We start from the raw sequence: 19,979 nt of genomic DNA on the forward strand, positions 1-19,979 counted from the left end.
CAGCCGATAAACACGAATCTGTCGCGCTTGAGCCAGTCATCGACGATGTCGAACCATCCTCGCTCCTGACGCACGCGCCCTACCGCTATGGTCATAGGACGTCTCTCCAGAACAATGACGACGAATAAAGTGCAATACAGCAGCGCCCACAACAGTTCTGAGCAGCACTGTCCTTCCATCTTACGAAAAATCAATAAGTTGCAACATAACCTCAAGATGAGGCGCTGCATCAGCTCATCCGGCGCAGGGATCCCTTGTGTTTTAGGATGGGAAGGGTTTTGGCTGAGGGCAACTGAGCCGGGATCCGTTCGCGGCGGTGGAGCGGAGCCTACAACACCAGGGAGGGCATCGTGGTTCAAGCCAAGATTTTGTTCGCAGCGGCAGAGGCAGCACCTCTGGCCAAGGTGGGGGGCATGGCGGATGTGGTGGGATCCCTGCCTGTCGTTTTGCGCAAGCTGGGTCAGGATGTCCGCATCATCATGCCTCTGTATGGCTTTCTCTGGGACAAGTTCGGCCAGGAACCGGGGCAATACCCCCGCTCGAAAGATCCCATCTGGTCTAAACAGGTCATGGGTCAGGTGGCCGATATTTACGAAAGCGTTTTGCCCGGCACCGATGTGCCCCTCTACTTGGTCAGCCACTACTGCTTTGCTCCCCACCGCATCTACTACGGCGAGGACGAGTTCTGGCGCTTCACCTTTTTTGCCAACGCCGTAGCCGAATTTGCCTGGACTTACTACCCCTGGAAACCCAACATCATCCACTGCCACGATTGGCACACCGGCATGATCCCGGCCTGGATGCACCAAGCTCCCGATATTGGCACGGTGTTCACCATCCACAACCTGGCCTACCAAGGGCCCTGGCGCTGGCAACTGGAGCGCATGACCTGGCTGCCCTGGTATTTTTCTGCCCACAACACCATGGCTGCCGGGATCCTCTACGCCGACCAAGTGAACACCGTCTCGCCCACCTATGCGATGGAAATTCGCACCCCTCTGCATGGGGAAGGACTGCAGGACTTGTTGGCCTGGAAAGGGGAACGGTTGCGCGGGATTTTGAATGGGATCGACATCGATAGGTTTGATCCCCGCACCGACCCAGACCTAGAGGCCAATTTCAGCATCGATGATCTCAGCGGGCGGGCGACCAACAAAGCCACGCTACAGGCCAAGTTGGGCTTGACCGTCAACCCAGATACCTTTCTGATGGGCATGGTGGCCCGTTTGGTGGAGCAAAAAGGGATCGACTTGCTCATCCAAGCCTTGGATCGCTTTTTGGCCTACAGCGACGCGCAATTTGTTTTGCTGGGAGGCAGCGGCGAAGCCTACTACGAAGGGCGGATCCGGGAGATGGCCGAGCGGCACCCGGGCAAAATGGCCTACCAAAAAGGCTACCAACCCAAGCTGGCCCAGTTGATCTACGGGGGGGCAGATGCGTTTTTGATGCCCAGCCGCTTTGAGCCCTGCGGCATCAGCCAGATGATCGCCATGCGCTATGGGTGTGTGCCCATTGTCCGCCGCACGGGAGGGCTGGTGGATACCGTCAGCCACCACATCCCCAGCAAGGGGATCGGCACCGGCTACTGCTTTGACCGCTACGAAGCCCTGGACTTCTACACCTGTCTGGCGCGGGCTTGGGAAGCCTTCCAGCACAAAGAAACTTGGCAAGCGCTGCAGAAGCGGGGCATGGCCAGCGATTTCAGTTGGCACCGCTCAGCGCTGGAATACCTGCGCATGTATGAGCTGATCCTCAACCTACCGTTGCTGCCGGAAAACCCCTCCCCGCCTAAGCTCAAGAAGCCCATCTCCTCCCAGCCTCGCTCCAAAGGGATCCCTGAGCTGCAGCAAAGGCACGAGGAGTAGGGTAGAGTGGAACGGGTCAAAAAAGGTTTTGGGGGTTACCCGCACATGATTGGACGACGTCCTACTGTTGCTTCCCAAGGCTGTCGCCAGGACGCCATTGCACAGGGGCTCAGCCTTCTGCGCCGTTCTTGGGCGCGGTTGGTTTTCGGCGTATTACTCGGCCTCATCTTGGGCGTGGGCTCCACCTTCTGGGCCACTGCTCAGCGGCTCCCCACCGGGCAACAGCTTATTCCCAATCCGCAGCAGTTTCGCGCCCTAGAGCAGCCCAGCAGCGCCCTCAGCGCATTGCGAGCCGAACAACTGGCCGCCGAAGCCAATGCCGCCATCCAAGCGCAAAACTACGACCAGGCTGTCGAGCTGCTGCAACAGGTGTTCAACGCCTACAACCAGCGCTCCAACTACCACCAAGATCTCTCCCGCGCCTTCGCCGGGATCCAAAACCGCATCTCCGAAGAACAGCGGGAGCTGGCCCGTGTTGCCGCCCAAGCCCGGGATCAAGCCGCCTACGATTTGGCCGTGGTCTATCGCGCCGCCGGGCGACCGGAAGAGGCTGTGGGCTGGCTGATCCAGGTCATCAACAGCCAGGGCCCAACCCGCGAGCTGGGCACCCAAGCCTATCAGCAGCTCTTGGAAATCGGCTTTGTCAGCACCCCCTTTCCCAGTTAGAGCTGCTCTTCCAGATTGCGATAGAAAGCCAGCGCCGTTTGCCCATAGGTTCGTTGGTCAAAGCGCAGCAGGGATCCCACCTGTTCGGGTAGGTCATGGCCGCTGCGATGCTCGACGATCAAGGTTCCGCCTGGCTTGAGCAAGGGCGGGATCAGGGGCAGGAGCGGGGCGTACAGACCGGCCTCGTAGGGAGGAGCAAAGTACACGTAATCAAATGGCTCCAAGTTCAGGCCGCGGCTGAGCAGCTTGCGGGCATCCCCCTGAATGACCTGGAAAGATTGCCCCGGCTGCGCCACCTTGGCCCAGTTGGCTCGGATGATGCGGCAGGCAGGGGCGGCAATCTCGATCCCGGCCACAAAAGCGGCCCCCTGACACAGAGCTTCTGCTCCCACCGTACCGGCCCCACAGCACAGATCCAGCCAGCGACAGCCTTCCACCTGCCCTTGCAAGATGTTGAACAAGGCCTGCCTCACCCGGCCAGGGGTGGGTCGAGTGCCCAAGCCAGCGGGAGTTTGCAGCGCTCGTTTGCCGCTGATGCGCAGGCTCATGGGATCCCTTCAGGGGCTAGGCGTGGCCGGCAACTGGCCGGTCAACCCACTGCGCTGGGCGGCGCGATCCCGCTCCATCTGGATTTGCTCCACCAAAGGTTGGGGCAGTTGGGCGGAAGCTTGCAGGGCCTGATCGAAAAGGGGGACGGCCTCTCGGTCTTGCCCTTTGGAAACCAGAATTTGCGCCTTGAGGTAATAGAGCTCCGGGTTGTTGCAGGAAGCAGCAATGGCCCGATCCACCGCCTCCAATGCCTCGTCAAAGCGCTGCATATCCCGGTAGGCCAGAGCTTGGCCGCGGTAGGACAGATAGTCAGGCGCTGCCATCCGAAACTGATTTAGAGCCTTCTCCCGGTAGGTCAGCAGCAAATCCATGTAGCCGTTGAGCAGATTGAGCTCCGGATCGCTGCTGTCCACTGCTTGGGCGGCCCGGATGGAGGCAAACAATTGATTGAGGGTGGGCAGAGCCTTGGGCAAACCGATGACCACCCCATCTCGCACCACAATGTTGGCTGCCTCTAGCCCGTAGCCCACACCCTCGTAAAGGTTGCCACGCAAGGGATCCGTCTTTTTCAGCTCGGCAGCCACCTGTCGGGTTTGGGTAGCCAACCGGGCAAATGCTTCCAGATCTCCTTCCTGATAGGCCAGCGCTGCCAACAGGGCATAGACCATCGGCTCTTCGGGAGAGGCTTTCTTGGCCATTTCCAGCTTTTCCCGGCTCTGGCTGTAGCGGCCTGCACAGAAGAACTCTTCAAAAGCTGCCGCCACCTCCGGCCTGATGGGGCGGGCATTGTCCCCGCTGCGGAAGGGATCCTGCGCCCAAACGGGCAGAGCGGATCCCCACACCCAACAAATCACCCCCAGCAGTTTGCCCAGCCTGCTCATTTTGCCGATACTCATCCCCAGTGCCTCAACTCCCACCCCCATCTAACCCTCTCTTCAGCGCAGCAGTTGGGCAATCGAAGCAATAGCGGCATCTTGAACCAACTCATTGGGCTCATAGGCCAGAAGATCGTGCAAGGGATCCAAGGCGCGCGGATCCCCGATTTGGCCGAGGGCACGGGCTGCCGCCTCCCGCACCACCGGTTCATCGTCCGCAAGCTTGGTCAGCAAAGCCGGCACCGCCTCCACCACCCGCATTTGCCCCAACCGGTAAATGGTTTGCAGTTGAGCCTCAAGAGGGGTTGCTGGGAGAGCAGAGCTGTACACAGAAATACCCGCAGAACCGTCGGAGGAGTAGCCGCCATAGGCCATCGAGATGGCCGAGAGAGCCTGCAACGCCTCTAGGGCACGATATCGCTCTGCCCCGCTCATCTGGGGCAATTGAGCCACCAGATCATCAAAAGCTTGCTGCACAGGATCGACAGCCGCAACCTGTTGGGCAATGCGAGTTAATTGGCGATCCGCCTGCACCTGCTGCCAAGACTGGAACGCTGCCAGACCTGCCACTATCAAAGCCGCATCGGCCAGAATGGCCAGCAGCGCCATTCCTCCCCAAATCTTGCTGCGACGGCTGAGCCTTCGCATTTGCTTATCCACATAGACAAAGGCTTGGTGCTGCCGTTCCCAAAAGTCGGGGGCCACCTGCAGAGTTTGAGCGCTCAGATCGGGAGACAGAAGGTTTTCCTCGCGGGCTACCTCTAGGCTCTGTAGCCTTTGATTCAAGCGAGAAAATTGTTTCGTCCAGAGCCAAGTAAACATCAAGTCACACCCTCCCTCCAAGCCTGCCAATAGAGGCTAACTGTGCTGACACACCTTCGTGCGGCTGGTGCTGTCATTCGGTGTCAGGCAAAGTTTGCCGACTCTTCCCTGCCAAAAGGGGAACTTAAGCGACAGGATAACAAAAGCGCAAGCTCCCCACCAGCCAGTCTTTACTTTGGGTTGCAGGATGTCACTCATTGTAGAAGGGTCGGCGAAGGATGCCGAGGGGTTGGCCGCGCTTGCGCCCGAGAGAAGCCGCAGTCTTCCCTTCCCTTTTGGGCAGCAAGTCGCCGGACTTGGCGAGCTCGGGATCGAACAAGCTCAAAGGATATGGGCTACCATGCCTCGTAAGTTTGGCCAGAGCACTTGAGGGTTTGTGAGCATCCCCATGTCTGACCGATTTTTTGCCAACCCCATCCTCAACTCGCCCTACGACTACCCTTCTCGGCACTGGGAGCTGGACAAAGACGGCCAGCCCACCGGAACAACCATCAGCCAGCGGCGACGGGCAGACTTTGCCACCCCCATCCCCAAACCCAAAAAGCGCGGCAAAGCTGAGCAAAAAAGCCTCGCCCTTTTTGACCCGGAAGAGATCTCGGATGAGCACCAAGAGTATGAGCTAAGTCAGTTCATCAACAGCATCCGCCAGAAGGTGATGGATTGGCGAGCCTTGTCCAACCCAAGAGACTGGCGCGTGACACCCGAAACTTCCCGGCTCCTGCAACACTGGCGCAATCCCGAAAACTTCCCCGGGATCCGTCCTTTTTTCTGCCAAATTGAAGCTGTAGAAACCGCCGTTTGGCTGGCAGAAGTAGCCCCAAAACTGGGCAAAGAGGGGCAGAGCTTTCTTGAACATCTGGCCGATGCCAATGAAGCTGCCAATCCAGGATTACTGCGCATCTGTCTGAAGCTGGCCACCGGTGCAGGCAAAACAACGGTAATGGCTATGCTCATTGCCTGGCAGACCGTCAATGCGGTTCGACATCCCCAAAGCCCATCTTTCACCCGCGGTTTTTTGATCATTGCTCCCGGTATCACCATTCGAGATCGGCTCAGGGTTTTGCAGCCCAACGACCCGGATAACTACTACCGCAACCGGCATTTGGTGCCGCCAGATCTGTGGCCGGACATCGCCAAAGCCAAAATCGTGATCACCAACTACCACGCCTTCAAGCTGCGCGAACGAGACTCCCTCGCTGCCGGCACCCGCAGCCTATTGCAAGGTCGAGGGCCAGAACTGAACACTCTGGAAACCGAAGGACAGATGATCCAGCGGGTCATGCCCGAGCTGATGGGGCTGAAAAACATCCTAGTGATCAATGATGAGGCCCACCACTGCTACCGACAAAGGCCGGATTCTGCAGATGTCGAAAAACTCAAAGGCGAGGACAAGGAAGAAGCCAAGCAGAACAATGAGTCTGCCCGACTTTGGATTTCCGGCATCGAAATGGTCAAGCGTCAGTTGGGCGTGCTGCGGGTGTACGACTTATCTGCGACCCCCTTTTTTCTACAGGGATCCGGCTATCGCGAGGGGACTCTGTTTCCCTGGACGGTGAGCGATTTTTCCCTAATGGATGCGATTGAATGTGGCATTGTCAAGCTCCCGCGGGTGCCTGTTGCCGATAATGTGCCCGGCGCGGAAATGCCCAAACTCCGCAACCTCTGGGAACACATCAGCCAAAAGATGCCCAAAAAAGGTAGGGGCTCGGCTGGCACTTTGGATCCCCTCAGCCTTCCTTCCGAGCTGCAAACTGCCCTCTATGCCCTCTACGGCCACTATGTCAAAACCTATGCCCTCTGGGAACAAGAGGGGATCTCGGTTCCCCCTGTGTTTATTGTGGTTTGCAACAACACGTCCACCTCGAAGTTGGTCTATGACTTTATTGCCGGTTTCCACCGCGAGGATGCCCAGGGCAACACCATCTACCACGCAGGTCGTTTGGAGCTATTCCGCAACTACGACGAACAGGGCAATCGGTTAGCCCGTCCGCGCACCCTCCTGATCGATAGCGAGCAATTGGAATCTGGGGATGCCCTAGACGAGCACTTCCGTACCCTAGCGGCTGATGAAATCGAACGGTTCCGCAGAGAGATCCAACAGCGAGAGGGTGCTGCCGCTGCAGAGAAAATCTCAGACCAAGACCTACTGCGAGAGGTGATGAACACGGTTGGCAAGCCGGGCAAGCTGGGGGAGTCCATCCGCTGTGTGGTGTCGGTTTCCATGCTCACCGAAGGATGGGACTGTAGCACAGTTACCCATATCTTGGGGGTAAGAGCTTTCGGTACTCAACTACTCTGTGAGCAAGTGGTGGGGCGTGCCCTGCGTCGCCAATCCTACGATCTGAATGAACAAGGACTGCTCAATGTCGAATACGCCGATATTTTAGGCATCCCCTTTGATTTTACCGCCAAGCCGATTGTAGCTCCCCCGGCCAAGCCCTCTCAAAGCATCCAAGTCAAAGCCGTCCGTCCAGATCGGGATCATCTGGAGATCACCTTTCCTCGCGTTGAAGGCTACCGTGTCGAGCTTCCCGACACTCAACTGACTGCCCATTTCACGCCCGATTCCCTGTTGGAATTGACGCCCCAGTTGGTTGGGCCGGCCATCACCCGCAATGAGGGCATTCTTGGCGAAGGAGTGGACTTGAGCCTGGAGCATTTGGAAAAAGTCCGTACGGCCACTATTCTGTATCACCTCACCCAACATCTGTTGTACACCCACTACCGGGATCCCGGCGGTGAACCGAAGCTACATCTATTTGGTCAACTCAAAGCCATTGCCCGTCGCTGGATGCAAGGCTATCTCCGTTGTACCGGGGGCACTTATCCTGCCCAACTCCTCTACCGAGAAATCAGCGACATGGCCTGCGAACGGATCAAGGCTGCCATCACCGAATCTCTGGTGGGCAAACGTCCGATCAAAGCCATTGTGGATCCCTACAACCCAATCGGTTCCACCATTCACGTCAATTTCAGCACTTCCAAAACAACCCGTTGGCGAACTGACCCTCATAAATGTCACATTAACTGGGTCATCTACGATAGCGACTGGGAAGCTGAGTTTTGTCGAGTGGTTGAATCCCATCCCCGCGTTCGCGCCTATGTCAAAAACCAGGGCTTAGGTTTGGAAGTGCCCTATCTACACGGCTCTACCCCGCGCAGATACCTTCCCGATTTCATCGTCCGAATCGACGACAGCGGGCCGGATCCCCTCAACTTGATTGTGGAGATCAAAGGTTTCCGGGGCGAAGATGGAAAAGAAAAAGCTCTGACTATGCGTAACTATTGGATCCCTGGCGTAAATAACCTGGGCAAGTTTGGGCGCTGGGCTTTTGCTGAGTTTACCGAAGTTTTTGAGATTGATACCGAGTTCAAAGCTTTGATTGACCGCCTGATCCATTCTGCCGCTGCCTGAGGAGATGCCATGACCACTGCCCTCACCCCTCATAAAACCTACACTCAGAGGAATACTTTGCCCTGGAAGCTGAATCGGAGCGCACGGATGGGATCCGCCGTGAATTTCGCAATGGGGAAATTATTGAGATAACTGGCGGCACGCCTGAGCACAACATAATTGCGGGAGCGCTCTACTCAACGCTATGGCTTGGTTTACGCAAACAACCCTACAGCCCATTTATTGCTGATCAGCGTCTATGGATTCCTGAATTTGGGATATACACCTATCCTGATGTCATGGCGATCCAAAATCCCATTCAGCTCAAAGAAGGGCGCAAGGATACCGTCACTAACCCCATCTTGATTGTGGAAGTGCTCTCACCTGCCACTGAAAGCTACGATAGAGGAGCAAAGTTTACTGCTTATCGCTCTCTCCCAACTTTACAGGAGTATCTGCTGATCGACCAAGCTCGAATAAGTGTAGAACACTACCGCCGCCAGGGAAATGTCGAGTGGATCTTCAGGGACTACCATGCCCTGGATGATATCGTTACGCTGCCATCTGTCAACATCACTTTTTCCCTGGCAGACATTTATGGCGATATTGAATTAGAGCAAGATTCAAATGCAACATGCTCCTGGCACGAACCTACTCCCTCACTTGAGTAGATGAGGCAAGTTGGGAATGCCTGAAGTGATCCTGCTAGATACCCACATCTGGCTCCAGTTAAGGTTACATGGCTATGCTACAAAAGACCATCAGAGGATGAGACAGGCGGCAATGTTCACAGAAAGTATCCAGGGTGTTTCAACTAGTTTAAGGGAGGAAAAACTATGACTGCTACCTATGCTGTGTCTTCTAAGCCAATGACTTTTGCTGAGTTTCTGGAGTGGAAACCTAACAGACGATATGAACTACACAACGGAGTTGCGGTTGAGATGCAACCCACAGGGAAACATGATGAAATCAGTGGTTTTCTTGCTATCGAATTGGCATTAGAAATCCGCAGGTGCAACCTCAACTATTTTCTAGGTCGGGACACCTTGATCAAGGCTCTGGAAGGGGATACTGCCTACGCTCCTGATGGGGTGGTGATTGACCGTACCGCCTTGGCCAGAGAACCCCTGTGGCAGAAATCCTCGACGCTCATCCACGGAACCTCTATTCCTCTTGTCATTGAAATCACCAGCAACAACTGGCGAGATGACTACTGGCATAAGCTGAGTGACTACGAGACGTTGGGCATTGCAGAATACTGGATCGTTGACTACCAAGCGTTGGGGGGTCGTCGGTACATTGGTGAGCCGAAGGTTCCCACAATCTCGGTTTTCCAACTGGTCAATGAGGAATATCAGGCGCAATTATTTCGGGGCAATGACCGGATTCGCTCTAAAGTTTTCCCTGAACCAAACCTCACGGCTGAGCAGATTTTTCAGGCTGGAGCCTAGCATGGTCAAGGCACTTTCATCCGCATTCATTTGCATCTACAAGGATCTGTTAGATTGTATTATCATTGATTATCATTGCCACAGCTTTCGTCTATTACGCTAAACTTGCCAGTATGGGTAAGCTATTTACTCGATATCCTGAATCGGTAAGCAGCTCAATGCAACCATAACTGCCGACTTAATTCCATCCAGAAAGCCACCGCCATGTCCCGTCGCAGCAACAACAACACCTCTGGCAAGAAGGTCGAAGCCTTTCGACATAGCCAAGACAAGCGCCCTAACATCCCCACTGCCGAACATCAATCGGTGATGGCAGAAGAGGAAAAATCACCCATTCGGGTTGCCTATGAACGTCGCAACCGGGATTTAGACCCCCAACTGGTCTGGCGGGGCAAGGATGAACAGAACTGGTCGGATTTAGTAGTGAGTGCGACGCCGCTCTACATCCAAGAGAAGATACACCCCAAAGTGATCATTGATGATCTTCTGCGCCAGAGCCAAAACAACCAAACCGCTGTGCAGGGAGAGCTAGACCTGTTTGCAGACTTCAATGGTTTACCGAAAGATGCCAGAGCGACAGAGTTTTATCGGCATGAAGCCAACTGGACAAATCGGATGATTTTGGGAGACTCGTTGCAGGTGATGGCAAGCCTAGCGGAGCGGGAAGGACTGCGGGGCAAGGTGCAGATGATTTACATTGACCCACCCTACGGCATTAAGTTCAACAGTAATTTCCAATGGTCAACCACCAGCCGGGATGTCAAAGATGGCAAACCCGACCACATCACCCGTGAACCGGAACAGGTGAAGGCATTTCGGGATACTTGGCGGGATGGGATTCATTCTTACTTAACTTATCTGAGAGATAGGTTGACGGTAGCGAGGGATTTGTTGACGGATAGCGGTTCTATTTTTGTGCAGATTGGGGATGAGAATGTCCATCGGGTGCGCTGTTTGATGGATGAAGTGTTTGGAGAGGAGAATTTTATCAGTCTTATAGATTTTAAGGTTACTAGTGGAACTGCTCAAAGTATTGGATTGCGGAGAACTGGAAACTACCTTACATGGTACGCAAAAGATAAGAGGTATGCAAAGTTTAGACGGATTTACAATAAAGCTAATCCAGAAGTTCCAGAAATCGAATTCGAAACCCTACCACTACATTCCGCAGGTGCTGGAGATCAAGAGCCTCGTTCTTTTCAAGGACGGAAGTGGGGGATTCCCAACGGTCATTGGCGGCATACAAGAGTTGGCTTTGATCGCCTTAAAATGGCTGATCGAGTAGTCGAGGTTGCCAATGTTATTCGCTCTAAGTCGTACCCAAGTGACTTTAATGCCAAAGAATTAACAACCGTGTGGATAGATACAAGCCCAGAACTTCAAAAGAACTATGTAGTTCAGACATCGACCCTGGTCATTCAACGCTGTATTCTCATGACCACCGACCCCGGCGATTTAGTGCTTGACCCCACCTGTGGCAGTGGCACGACTGCTTATGTAGCAGAGCAATGGGGCAGGCGGTGGATCACCATTGATACCTCACGGGTAGCTTTAGCATTAGCTAGAGCCAGAATCATGGGCGCACGCTATCCCTACTACCTCTTGGCAGACTCCCCCGCAGGACGGCAAAAGGAAGCAGAACTGACTGGCACAACTCCCCCCGACACACCTACTTACGGCAACATTCGCTTGGGCTTTGTCTATGAACGAGTGCCCCACATCACCCTCAAATCCATCGCCAACAACACGGAAATTGATGTCATTTATGAAAAGTGGCAACCCCAGGTACTCCAAGCCCTAGCCGACCTCAACGCCGCTCTCAGAGGGCATCCCACCCCCTACACCGTCACCACTGGTGGCAGAGAAGGTCATCAGGTCAAATTCAACGCTCCCGACGATGCTACTTTCACCATGCCCAGCGGGGAAGTGGTCAAAGCCTATGAACTGGTGGAATGGGAAGTACCCCGCCAAGCTCCTGCCGATTGGTCTTCTGCCACCCATGAACCCCTAGAACGCTTCTGGAATGCCCGCATCAACCGCCAAAAAGAAATTGACGCATCCATCGCCGCCAAAGCGGAATTTGAATATCTCTATGACAAGCCCTTCGAAGATAAAAACATTGTGCGAGTAGCTGGTCCATTCACCGTCGAAAGTCTATCGCCCCACCGTGTCCTGGTCGTGGATGAAAACGACGAACTGATTGACCCTACCCCCACAGAACCCCAAGCCGCCGACTTTACCCAAATCATCCTGGAAACCCTGCGTGTCGCTGGTGTCCAACAAGCCCACAAAGAGGACAAAATCACCTTTACATCCCTTATCCCTTGGCCGGGGAATGTCATCTGTGCCGAAGGACGCTACCTCGAAGGCGAAACCGAAAGACGGGCAGGCATTTTCATTGGTCCCGAATTTGGCACCGTTTCCCGCAACGACTTGGTACTTGCCGCCAGGGAAGCCGGAGAAGCCGGATTTGATGTAGTGATCGCCTGTGCGTTCAACTATGACGCTCATGCTTCCGAGTTCACCAAACTAGGACGCATTCCCGTTCTTAAAGCCCGGATGAACGCTGACCTGCACATGGCCTCAGCGTTGAAAAACACCGACAAAGCCAACCTATTTGTCATCTTTGGGGAACCAGACATTTGCATTCATCGGTTGGAACATGGTCTATACCAAGTGGAAATCCGTGGTGTAGATATTTTTCACCCCCAGACGGGCCAAGTGCACTCCAGTGAGCCTGATGAAATTGCCTGCTGGTTCATCGACACCAACTACAACAACGAGAGCTTTTTCGTTCGCCATGCCTACTTTGTGGGTGCCAGCAACGATCCCTACAAGGCCCTCAAAACATCCCTGAAAGCGGAAATCGATGAAGCCACTTGGGCAAGCTTGAGAAGTACCATCTCCCGTCCGTTTCCCAAGCCGTCATCAGGCAGGATCGCCGTCAAAGTCATCAACCACCTTGGCGATGAAGTGATGAAAGTGTTTAGCATCCAGTAGAGCTGATACGGACGGAGGTTAACAACTGTTGAGCAGGGCTGGGAATCGGCTGCTACATGAGGCTTCGTGGGTTTACAGCCAAAACTCAATTCATGTCCCGCCTTGTTTGGGATGCGACAGTCAGGATAGGGATCCCTTTGTGAGGATTTGGTTAACCTTTTCTGTCCACTGGGGATCTTCAGGTGCAATCACTATGCTCTTGGGTCGGGATCCCAGTTCCCGATAGATGGGCTCCACTGCGGGAGTGCCCCGCAACTGCCAAGCTATGTCTTTGAGCTGTTGAGTGGTCAAGGTCGATAAATCAAGGATGGTCATGTGGATAGCTCCCCCTCTGGGCCAGTGAATCTCTGTAGCTTCGACCCGTTGGGCTTTACCTCAAGATAAACGGAGAGGGTGGGATTCGAACCCACGGTGGCGTCAACCACGGCAGTTTTCAAGACTGCTTCCTTAAACCGCTCGGACACCTCTCCAAATTGCCGGGATCCCCAGGCTTTACTTATGTTACGCAATGGGTTTCTGGCTGTGCAATCGCTGCCGACCACAACCCCCACAGATTTACCCGCCACTGCCGCCGGAGACCTGAGTGGACGCCTGATGGTTGCGAATGGCCCGCTTGACCAAATTGAGGAAGGCAAAGGCCCGTTGGTCGGTGGGATCCAAGCGCATTACCGTTTGAAAGGCTGCTTCTGCCTGCTGTAGAACGGCCAGATCGATTTGTCCGTCCTCATCTGCTTCCAGTTGGGCCTTTTGCAAGAGGAGGGCCCCTCGATTGTAATGGGCTGCCACATGGTTGGGATCTGCCGCCAAAACGGCTTCCAGCTCTGCCAGGGCCGGATCCAGATAGCCGCTCATGCCCAGTACCCAGGCCAGCTTGTAACGAGCTTCGGTATGGGTTGGATCGGCAGCAACCGCCTGGCGAAACGCTTGGATGGCAGCCTGGAAATCGCCCGCTTGTACCGCTGCGATGCCTTCTTGGTAGCTGTCGTGAGCCATGAGCAAGTTGGGGGTTGACTGGGAAGCTGGCGTGAGGAAGGGATCCCTTACCTGTAGATTAACCCTTGCCAAACCGGTGGCTCCCAATTCCCATCCCAGGTACCGAGAACAGAGCCGTGCCCCTGCCGGTTCAGCGTCTTTTCCCCCTGGGTGATGCCATCTGCAGCAGGAGAAACTGCCGCGGCAAGAGATTGGAGATTGCGCAAAGCCTGACCCGCATAACCTGCGCCCCTTCCTAGGATGAACATAGCCATTGATTGGGTGTGAACCATGAATGCCAAACTGCTTTTCCTACCGCTGGCTTTGGGGATGTCTGTGGCTCCGACCACCGCTGTTTTTCCGCAAACCCTAGGCATCTACCCTCCTTTACAAAGGCTGCAACTGGCCGATACTCGTCAGTTGGATGTTGGCACCCGCTCCATCATTGTCAACCCCGTTCCTTCCGACCTGCGGGTGAATCTGGAGCTGGATCGGCGCGGGTCTAACCCCATCTACCGGCCTGGCGAGCCGATTGCCATTACCCTGAGCACCAACCGCGATGCCTACGTTTACCTGTTCAGCATCCAAGCCGATGGCCGTACCCATCTGATTTTGCCCAACCGCTTTTCCGGTGGCAACGAGTTTCTGCGGGCCGGAGAAGTGCGCACCTTCCCACCGCCGGGGGCCAGCTACCGGTTGACCATCGCTCCGCCTTTCGGCCAAGCCCAGGTGTTGGCGGTGGCCTCTCCCCGTCCTCTCAACTTCCAGGAGATTGCCTCTTTTGAGCAGAGTGGCTCCTTTGCCGACGTGCGGGTGCGGGGATCCCAACTGGGCAATGCCATTGCCCGCGCCATCATCGTCGAGGGGATCCCTTCTGACCAGTGGGTGACGGCCACTCGGTTCTATCGGGTTGCCCCGCGCTAATCCAAGCTCTGAGACCTCAGGTGGATGGCCCGCACAGGATCCCCTTCATCGGGTATATGACCAGCCCCACCGTTCAAGCTGGGAAGGAAGTCAACCACCCCAAAGGCTGCCCAAAGATTGGGTTCATCTGCCACAATGAGAGCAGCCAAAGGTAGTCTCGGCTACGTTTCTCCTGTGTGGTTCTGGGTCAGCCATTCTATGTCCCCTTCCTCCAAGCCCCTGAGCGAGCAGATTCGCAGTATTGACGACCATCTCTCCCGCCGCCCCCTGGATCTGGATCCGGCGGGCTATTTCGTCATCTACTTGGATCGGGAGCAGAACCTCATTTGCGCCAAGTACTACAGCACCGTCATCAATGAGCGGGGGCTGGCCACCGATCCGGAAACAGGAGCTGTGATCCCGGCAAAGGGCTCCGTCAACCGATCCCCTGAACGGGTGTATGTTGGGCGCACGGCCAAAGAACTGTGTGTACAGATCTTTGAAAAGGAGCAGGAGAGAGTGGTCTCCCAGCTCAGCCATGCGGCCTACTTGGGAAGGGAGTTTCAAAAAGCCGAAGCTGCCCTGATCTCTGGCGAGGAGTACATCCAAGACTGATCCCTTCCCAGAAAGCTCACTTTCGCAAGACTACATCATCCCCTTAGGTGCAGAGCCAGCCGCCGGCTTGGGCTCAGGCTTTTCCACCACAATCGCTTCGGTTGTGAGGTACATTCCGGCTATGGAAGCCGCGTTTTGCAGCGCTGAGCGCACCACTTTGGCCGGATCGACGATCCCCTGGGCAAACATATCCACATAGGTTCCGCTCAGGGCATCGAAGCCAAAGGGCATCTCCTTCTCCAAAACCTTTTCCACCACCACTGACCCTTCCAGACCGGCATTGTGGGCAATCTGAAAAAGAGGGGCCTGCAAGGCTCGGTAAACAATTTCTGCCCCCACCTGTTCTTCGGCATTCAACTTGGCCTTGAAAGCCGGGATCCCTTTGGAGAGGTGCAATAGCGTCGCCCCGCCGCCAGGGACGATCCCTTCTTCCACCGCAGCTCGGGTGGCATTCAGGGCATCCTCAATGCGCAGCTTGCGATCTTTGAGTTCTGTTTCAGTGGCAGCCCCCACTTTGATCACCGCCACTCCCCCGGCTAACTTGGCGATGCGTTCTTGCAGTTTCTCGCGGTCGTACTCGGAATCGGTGGTTTCCAGTTGCTTGCGAATTTGAGCCACCCGCTTTTCCACCGCCGCCTTGGTGCTGCCATCGGTCACGATGGTGGTCTTGTCTTTGGTGACGGTGATCTTGCGGGCTACCCCCATCATGTCCAGGGTGACCTTATCCAGCTTGATGCCCACATCCTCAGAGATGAGCTGCCCGCCGGTGAGAATGGCGATATCTTCCAGCATGGCTTTGCGCCGATCCCCAAAAGCCGGAGCCTTGACCGCCACCGCATTGAGTACCCCCCGCAGGCGGTTCACCACCAATGTGGCCAGAGCCTCTCCCTCCACATCCTCCGCAATGACCAGAAGAGGCCGACCCTCGCGGGCCACCCGCTCTAGGATGGGCACCAGATCTTGCAGGCTGGAGATCTTGTTGCTGGTAATCAGCAGATAAGCATTCTCATACTCGGCCACCATCCGCTCCGAGTCTGTGACGAAGTAGGGGGAAATGTAGCCGCGGTCGAACTGCATCCCCTCCACCACGTCCAACTCGGTTTCCAGCGACTTGGATTCTTCGACCGTGATCACCCCATCTCGCCCTACAGCATCCATGGCCTTGGCGATCATCTCTCCCACTTCGCTGTCGTTGCCGGCAGAGATGGTGGCTACTTCGGCGATGGTCTTACGGCCTTCCACAGCCTTGGCGTGAGCCGCAATTTGCTCCACCAAGTAGGCGGTGGTCTTTTCAATGCCGCGCCGCAGAGCCACAGGGTTGGCGCCCGCCGAGATGTTTTTGAGCCCTTCCCGCACCATGCTTTGGGCCAGGATGGTGGCTGTGGTGGTACCATCTCCGGCCACATCGTTGGTCTTAGAGGCCACTTCCCGCATCAACTGGGCGCCTGTGTTCTCCAAAGGATCGGCCAACTCAATTTCCTTGGCAATCGTGACCCCGTCGTTGACGATTTGGGGGGCACCAAACTTCTTCTCCAAGACCACGTTGCGTCCTTTGGGGCCAATCGTAACCTTGATTGCATCCGCCAGTTGGTTGATGCCCTGCTCCAATGCCTTGCGGGCCTCTTCTCTAAACAGAATCCGCTTTGCCATAGAATCCGCGATCCTCGTAAGTCTGACTGGGCTCCTACTTTGGGTACTGCCAGGCGGAGTGGGGTTCCCAGGAATCCTCCGGCTCGGCTAGCAGGGAGTTAGCACTCTAAACTCCCGAGTGCCAATCTAGCTCAAAGACGGGAGCCTGAGCAAGATGGGCAGATCCGGAGTCACGTTTTGGCTGACAGGGGGGAGAGGGCTAGGAGTTGCCGCCGATCAGGATGTCGGGAAACTGGGCCTGGGCTTCGCTGATGGGGCGGTTGCGCCCGCCGTTTTGCCAGTAGTTGATGAGTTCGGTGGCTCGGTTAAGCAGCTCGATGCGATCCACTTCGCTGATCCAGGTTTTGCTTTCCAGCTCAGCCTTAAGCTGCTCCCAGGCGTCATCCCGCGGCCAGAAAAAGTAGTGGGTGAGGGGGCTGCGGTTTTTGGCCACCACCTGATCGACGGCAATAGCCAAATCGTTTTCCAACCAGAGGGCTTTTAGGGCGAACTTCGGCAAGGCTCTCTTCTCCTTTGGGCTACTCAACGGACGATCCGATCCTAACCAGGCAGCCTTTCATTCTGACATATGTCCTGTCCATCGGCGGGCCGAGAGCCGGAAGATGGATACGGGCTCAGCCCTGTCTGGGGGCAAAGGGCCCTAGATCACAGAGGGCTGTTTCCCCTTTCAGTACCAAGTCCCGCAGGATGGCGGCGCTGATCGGGGCCAGCAACACTCCATTGCGATAATGGCCGGTGGCAATGAGCAGATTGGCGTAGCCAGGAGCCCAACCCAGGATGGGGGCGCGCTGTCCCACTGGTCGAGGCCGATGGCCGGCCCAATGCTCCAACAAAGTCGCTGCGGCCAAGGCCGGGCAGAGCCTGATGGCACGGGCCAACAGATCTTGTAGCGCCAGCAGCGTCGGCTCGGGATGGGGGGCCTGAAACTCCACTGTTGACCCCACCCACAGGGATCCATCCCCCAGGGGAACCAGATGCAGATCCGCGTCGGTGACCACGGGCCCCAGGGGGATCCCGGGGGCTTTGACCCGCAGGGCCTGACCTTTGACCGCTTGCAGCGGCACCTGCAGCCCCAGCTCTTTGGCCAGAGGAGAGCTGCCCAGACCTGCCGCCAGGATGACGTGCCCTGCCGAGAGGGTGAGAGCGGGCGTGTAAACCGTTTGCAGGCGAAAGGGGGGATCCGAGCTGCGCTGAATCTTCTGGACAGGCTGGTGGAAGAAAAAGCGGGATCCCTTGCGTTGGGCTGCTTCCAAGAGAGCCTGGGTTAGGAGCTTGGGTTGGACTTGTCGATCCTGGGGAGAGTAGATGGCCGCCGCCAGGTCGCTGCGCAGGCCGGGCTGCAGGGATCCCACTTCGGCAGGGCTGAGCAGATCTAGGCGGTAACCTGCTTGTCGGCGGGCCGCCAGGGTCTCTTGCCAAGCTTCCACTTCCTCCTCCCTGAGGAGTTTGAGAATGCCGCGCCGATTGACGGGCAAACTCCGGCCCAGGTCTTCCTCCAGCTGCGCGATTAGGGGATCGAACAGCTCCAGGCTTTTCAGGCGAAGCTGAACCGTCTCCCCACCCGCTTGCCGACTGGAAATGCCCACCAATACCCCCAGAGCTGCCCCTGTCGAGCCGGCGGCAGGATCCCCGGCATCCACTCCAATGACCGACAGCCCAGCTGTGGCCAATTCGTAGGCAATGGCACAGCCCACCACTCCACAGCCGATCACCAACGCATCACAGTTCAACAGCCCAACCCTCAATGGAGATGCTTTTCGTAGTGATACTCCACAGAGTTGCTGCGATCGTGCAATTCACGAATTTCCGGCAGACGCACATAGCCGAGCCGCTCATAAACCCGATGAGCCGTCGTGAAGCGAGTATCTGTCCACAGATGCAGAGAGTCCGCCTGCTGCTGCCGAGCCGCAAATTCGGCCTGTTCAATCAAACGCCGACCCAAACCCCGACCGCGCACTGCGGGCAGAGTGTAGAGTTTTTTCAGCTCCATGCGCCCAGGGATCCCATCGGGCACAAGGCCGACACAGCCGACCACTTGATCCTGATGCTGCGCCACCCAAAGGGATCCCCCCATCTCCGCGAAAGCTGTGGCAGGCTGAAGCAACTCCGGCACCTCTTCGATGTCCAATACACAGCCTGGATACTCCGCAAAGACCACTTGCAAAATGTGGAGCAGAGCCGCACTGTCCGAGTTTTCCGCAGGACGGATGTCGATCTGCATCGAGCAGCGAAGAAAAAGAAATCATCGTTAAGTAAAGCTTTCTCGATTGTACCTGGGCTTGCTCGAGGACTCTGTTTTCTCTGTTTCTCAGGGAGCAGAGGATCCCTGAGGTGAGCAGCTAAGATCGCTAGCATCCCCAACCCCATCTGCCCATGGATACTGAACTGCTGGTTCCCGACGTCGCCGATCTCGTAACAGAGGATGATACCCCGGTGGATAACTTTGCCTCGGAAAAACAGCAGCGCCTCCTGACTGGAGCTCTCTACAGCGCTTTGCGCGGCAAAACCTTTTTAGCAGCGGCAAATGTAGGCATCTACACCGCCATCGGTCGGCCCCCGATTGTGCCGGATGTTTTTCTCAGCCTGGACGTCACGGTGCCGGAGCAATGGTGGGAGAAGCAAAACCGTTGCTACCTGCTCTGGCAATTTGACAAGCCGCCGGATGTGGTGATCGAGATCGTCTCCAACCGCGAAGGCGACGAGCTGGAAGGCAAGCTGAGCCGTTATGAGCAGATGCGAGTTAGCTACTACGCGGTCTTCGATCCCAATCATGAGCTGGGGCCAGAGGAGTTGCGCATTTTCGAACTGCGGGGCCGCCACTACGCGGAAATGACCGAGACCTGGCTAGAACAGGTGGGGCTGGGCCTGACGGTGTGGGAAGGCGTTTTTGAGGGGAAACAAGCTCGCTGGCTGCGCTGGTGTGATGCCCAAGGGCAGTTGCTGCTGACCGGCGATGAACGGGCTGAGTTGGAGCGGGAACGGGCCGAGCAAGAACGCCAAAGGGCGGAGCGAGAACATCAACGGGCGGAGCGTCTGGCGGCAAGATTGCGGGCTTTGGGTGAGGATCCCGATTTGGAGAGCTGAAGCCCAGGGATCCCCTTCAGCACCCACCCTCCACTACACTCAGCTAGAAATCGCAGGAGCCCCGCACTGTACCCGTAGGGTCAGTGTCGGGAGGAATGCGGAAGTTATGATAGAACCATGACCCAAGTCCTGA

The 19,979-nt window shown here is 56.2% G+C and carries 18 protein-coding genes and 1 tRNA gene; 9 read left to right on the plus strand and 10 right to left on the minus strand.

The window, feature by feature from the left end:
* Positions 1-350: 350 nt before the first annotated feature.
* Entirely contained in the window at positions 351-1,865 is a 1,515-nt protein-coding gene (gene glgA, locus ACVWZG_RS13010) for a glycogen synthase GlgA (RefSeq protein ID WP_457407377.1), read from the plus strand.
* Positions 1,866-1,910: 45 nt separating this feature from the next.
* Positions 1,911-2,531, plus strand: a complete 621-nt coding sequence (locus ACVWZG_RS13015; protein WP_457407379.1) for a hypothetical protein — start codon at positions 1,911-1,913, stop codon at positions 2,529-2,531.
* Here the strand turns inward: ACVWZG_RS13015 and rsmD are convergent.
* From rsmD to ACVWZG_RS13030, 3 genes are read right to left on the minus strand one after another with little or no spacing between them, the layout of a single operon-like run.
* Positions 2,528-3,079, minus strand: coding sequence for a 16S rRNA (guanine(966)-N(2))-methyltransferase RsmD (gene rsmD / locus ACVWZG_RS13020; protein ID WP_457407382.1), 552 nt, complete (start codon positions 3,077-3,079; stop codon positions 2,528-2,530). The genes ACVWZG_RS13015 and rsmD overlap by 4 nt on opposite strands.
* A gap of 9 nt (positions 3,080-3,088) precedes the next feature.
* Complete coding sequence (locus ACVWZG_RS13025; RefSeq protein ID WP_414413591.1) at positions 3,089-3,976, minus strand: Sll0314/Alr1548 family TPR repeat-containing protein; 888 nt, start codon at positions 3,974-3,976, stop codon at positions 3,089-3,091.
* Between the two features lie 39 nt (positions 3,977-4,015).
* Positions 4,016-4,777 (minus strand): HEAT repeat domain-containing protein, encoded by a 762-nt coding sequence (locus ACVWZG_RS13030; RefSeq protein WP_457407386.1) that lies wholly within the window; start codon positions 4,775-4,777, stop codon positions 4,016-4,018.
* Positions 4,778-5,165: 388 nt separating this feature from the next.
* Here ACVWZG_RS13030 and ACVWZG_RS13035 point away from each other — a divergent pair, with 388 nt between their 5' ends.
* The 4 genes from ACVWZG_RS13035 (at position 5,166) to ACVWZG_RS13050 (ending at position 12,622) form a co-directional block, all read left to right on the plus strand.
* On the plus strand, positions 5,166-8,192 hold the full coding sequence (locus ACVWZG_RS13035) for a BPTD_3080 family restriction endonuclease (protein ID WP_457407388.1): 3,027 nt from the start codon (positions 5,166-5,168) through the stop codon (positions 8,190-8,192).
* A 92-nt stretch (positions 8,193-8,284) separates the two neighbouring features.
* Positions 8,285-8,842 (plus strand): Uma2 family endonuclease, encoded by a 558-nt coding sequence (locus ACVWZG_RS13040; RefSeq protein ID WP_457407407.1) that lies wholly within the window; start codon positions 8,285-8,287, stop codon positions 8,840-8,842.
* A gap of 165 nt (positions 8,843-9,007) precedes the next feature.
* A complete protein-coding gene (locus tag ACVWZG_RS13045; protein ID WP_457407391.1) occupies positions 9,008-9,622 on the plus strand; it encodes a Uma2 family endonuclease in 615 nt (204 codons plus the stop codon).
* A gap of 204 nt (positions 9,623-9,826) precedes the next feature.
* A complete protein-coding gene (locus tag ACVWZG_RS13050; protein ID WP_457407394.1) occupies positions 9,827-12,622 on the plus strand; it encodes a site-specific DNA-methyltransferase in 2,796 nt (931 codons plus the stop codon).
* A gap of 120 nt (positions 12,623-12,742) precedes the next feature.
* Here ACVWZG_RS13050 and ACVWZG_RS13055 read toward each other — a convergent pair whose 3' ends face one another.
* The 3 genes from ACVWZG_RS13055 to ACVWZG_RS13065 form a co-directional block, all read right to left on the minus strand.
* Positions 12,743-12,937, minus strand: a complete 195-nt coding sequence (locus ACVWZG_RS13055; protein ID WP_457407397.1) for a hypothetical protein — start codon at positions 12,935-12,937, stop codon at positions 12,743-12,745.
* A gap of 70 nt (positions 12,938-13,007) precedes the next feature.
* A tRNA-Ser gene (locus ACVWZG_RS13060) sits at positions 13,008-13,092 on the minus strand.
* Between the two features lie 85 nt (positions 13,093-13,177).
* Entirely contained in the window at positions 13,178-13,687 is a 510-nt protein-coding gene (locus tag ACVWZG_RS13065; RefSeq protein ID WP_457407400.1) for a tetratricopeptide repeat protein, read from the minus strand.
* 198 nt (positions 13,688-13,885) lie between these two features.
* On the opposite strand from ACVWZG_RS13065, the gene ACVWZG_RS13070 reads away from it, so the two are divergent.
* Both ACVWZG_RS13070 and ACVWZG_RS13075 read left to right on the plus strand, forming a co-directional pair.
* Positions 13,886-14,518: a DUF4384 domain-containing protein gene (locus ACVWZG_RS13070; RefSeq protein WP_457407403.1), complete on the plus strand. Its 633-nt coding sequence runs from the start codon at positions 13,886-13,888 to the stop codon at positions 14,516-14,518.
* Between the two features lie 198 nt (positions 14,519-14,716).
* The gene (locus ACVWZG_RS13075) at positions 14,717-15,112 is read left to right on the plus strand and encodes a DUF4346 domain-containing protein (protein ID WP_414330043.1); all 396 of its coding nucleotides are present in this window, start codon (positions 14,717-14,719) and stop codon (positions 15,110-15,112) included.
* Between the two features lie 30 nt (positions 15,113-15,142).
* Here ACVWZG_RS13075 and groL read toward each other — a convergent pair whose 3' ends face one another.
* The 4 genes from groL to ACVWZG_RS13095 all read right to left on the minus strand — a co-directional run bounded on the left by groL (position 15,143) and on the right by ACVWZG_RS13095 (position 18,983).
* Positions 15,143-16,762 (minus strand): chaperonin GroEL, encoded by a 1,620-nt coding sequence (gene groL / locus ACVWZG_RS13080; protein ID WP_414418515.1) that lies wholly within the window; start codon positions 16,760-16,762, stop codon positions 15,143-15,145.
* A 199-nt stretch (positions 16,763-16,961) separates the two neighbouring features.
* A complete protein-coding gene (locus ACVWZG_RS13085) occupies positions 16,962-17,288 on the minus strand; it encodes a 30S ribosomal protein PSRP-3 (protein ID WP_414330048.1) in 327 nt (108 codons plus the stop codon).
* An 88-nt stretch (positions 17,289-17,376) separates the two neighbouring features.
* Positions 17,377-18,492 (minus strand): NAD(P)/FAD-dependent oxidoreductase, encoded by a 1,116-nt coding sequence (locus ACVWZG_RS13090; protein ID WP_457415417.1) that lies wholly within the window; start codon positions 18,490-18,492, stop codon positions 17,377-17,379.
* A gap of 11 nt (positions 18,493-18,503) precedes the next feature.
* Complete coding sequence (locus ACVWZG_RS13095) at positions 18,504-18,983, minus strand: GNAT family N-acetyltransferase (RefSeq protein ID WP_041437363.1); 480 nt, start codon at positions 18,981-18,983, stop codon at positions 18,504-18,506.
* Between the two features lie 152 nt (positions 18,984-19,135).
* On the opposite strand from ACVWZG_RS13095, the gene ACVWZG_RS13100 reads away from it, so the two are divergent.
* Positions 19,136-19,846: a Uma2 family endonuclease gene (locus ACVWZG_RS13100; RefSeq protein ID WP_414330056.1), complete on the plus strand. Its 711-nt coding sequence runs from the start codon at positions 19,136-19,138 to the stop codon at positions 19,844-19,846.
* The last annotated feature ends 133 nt before the right edge of the window (positions 19,847-19,979 follow it).

The sequence above is a fragment of the Thermostichus sp. OS-CIW-33 genome (genome assembly GCF_054059615.1).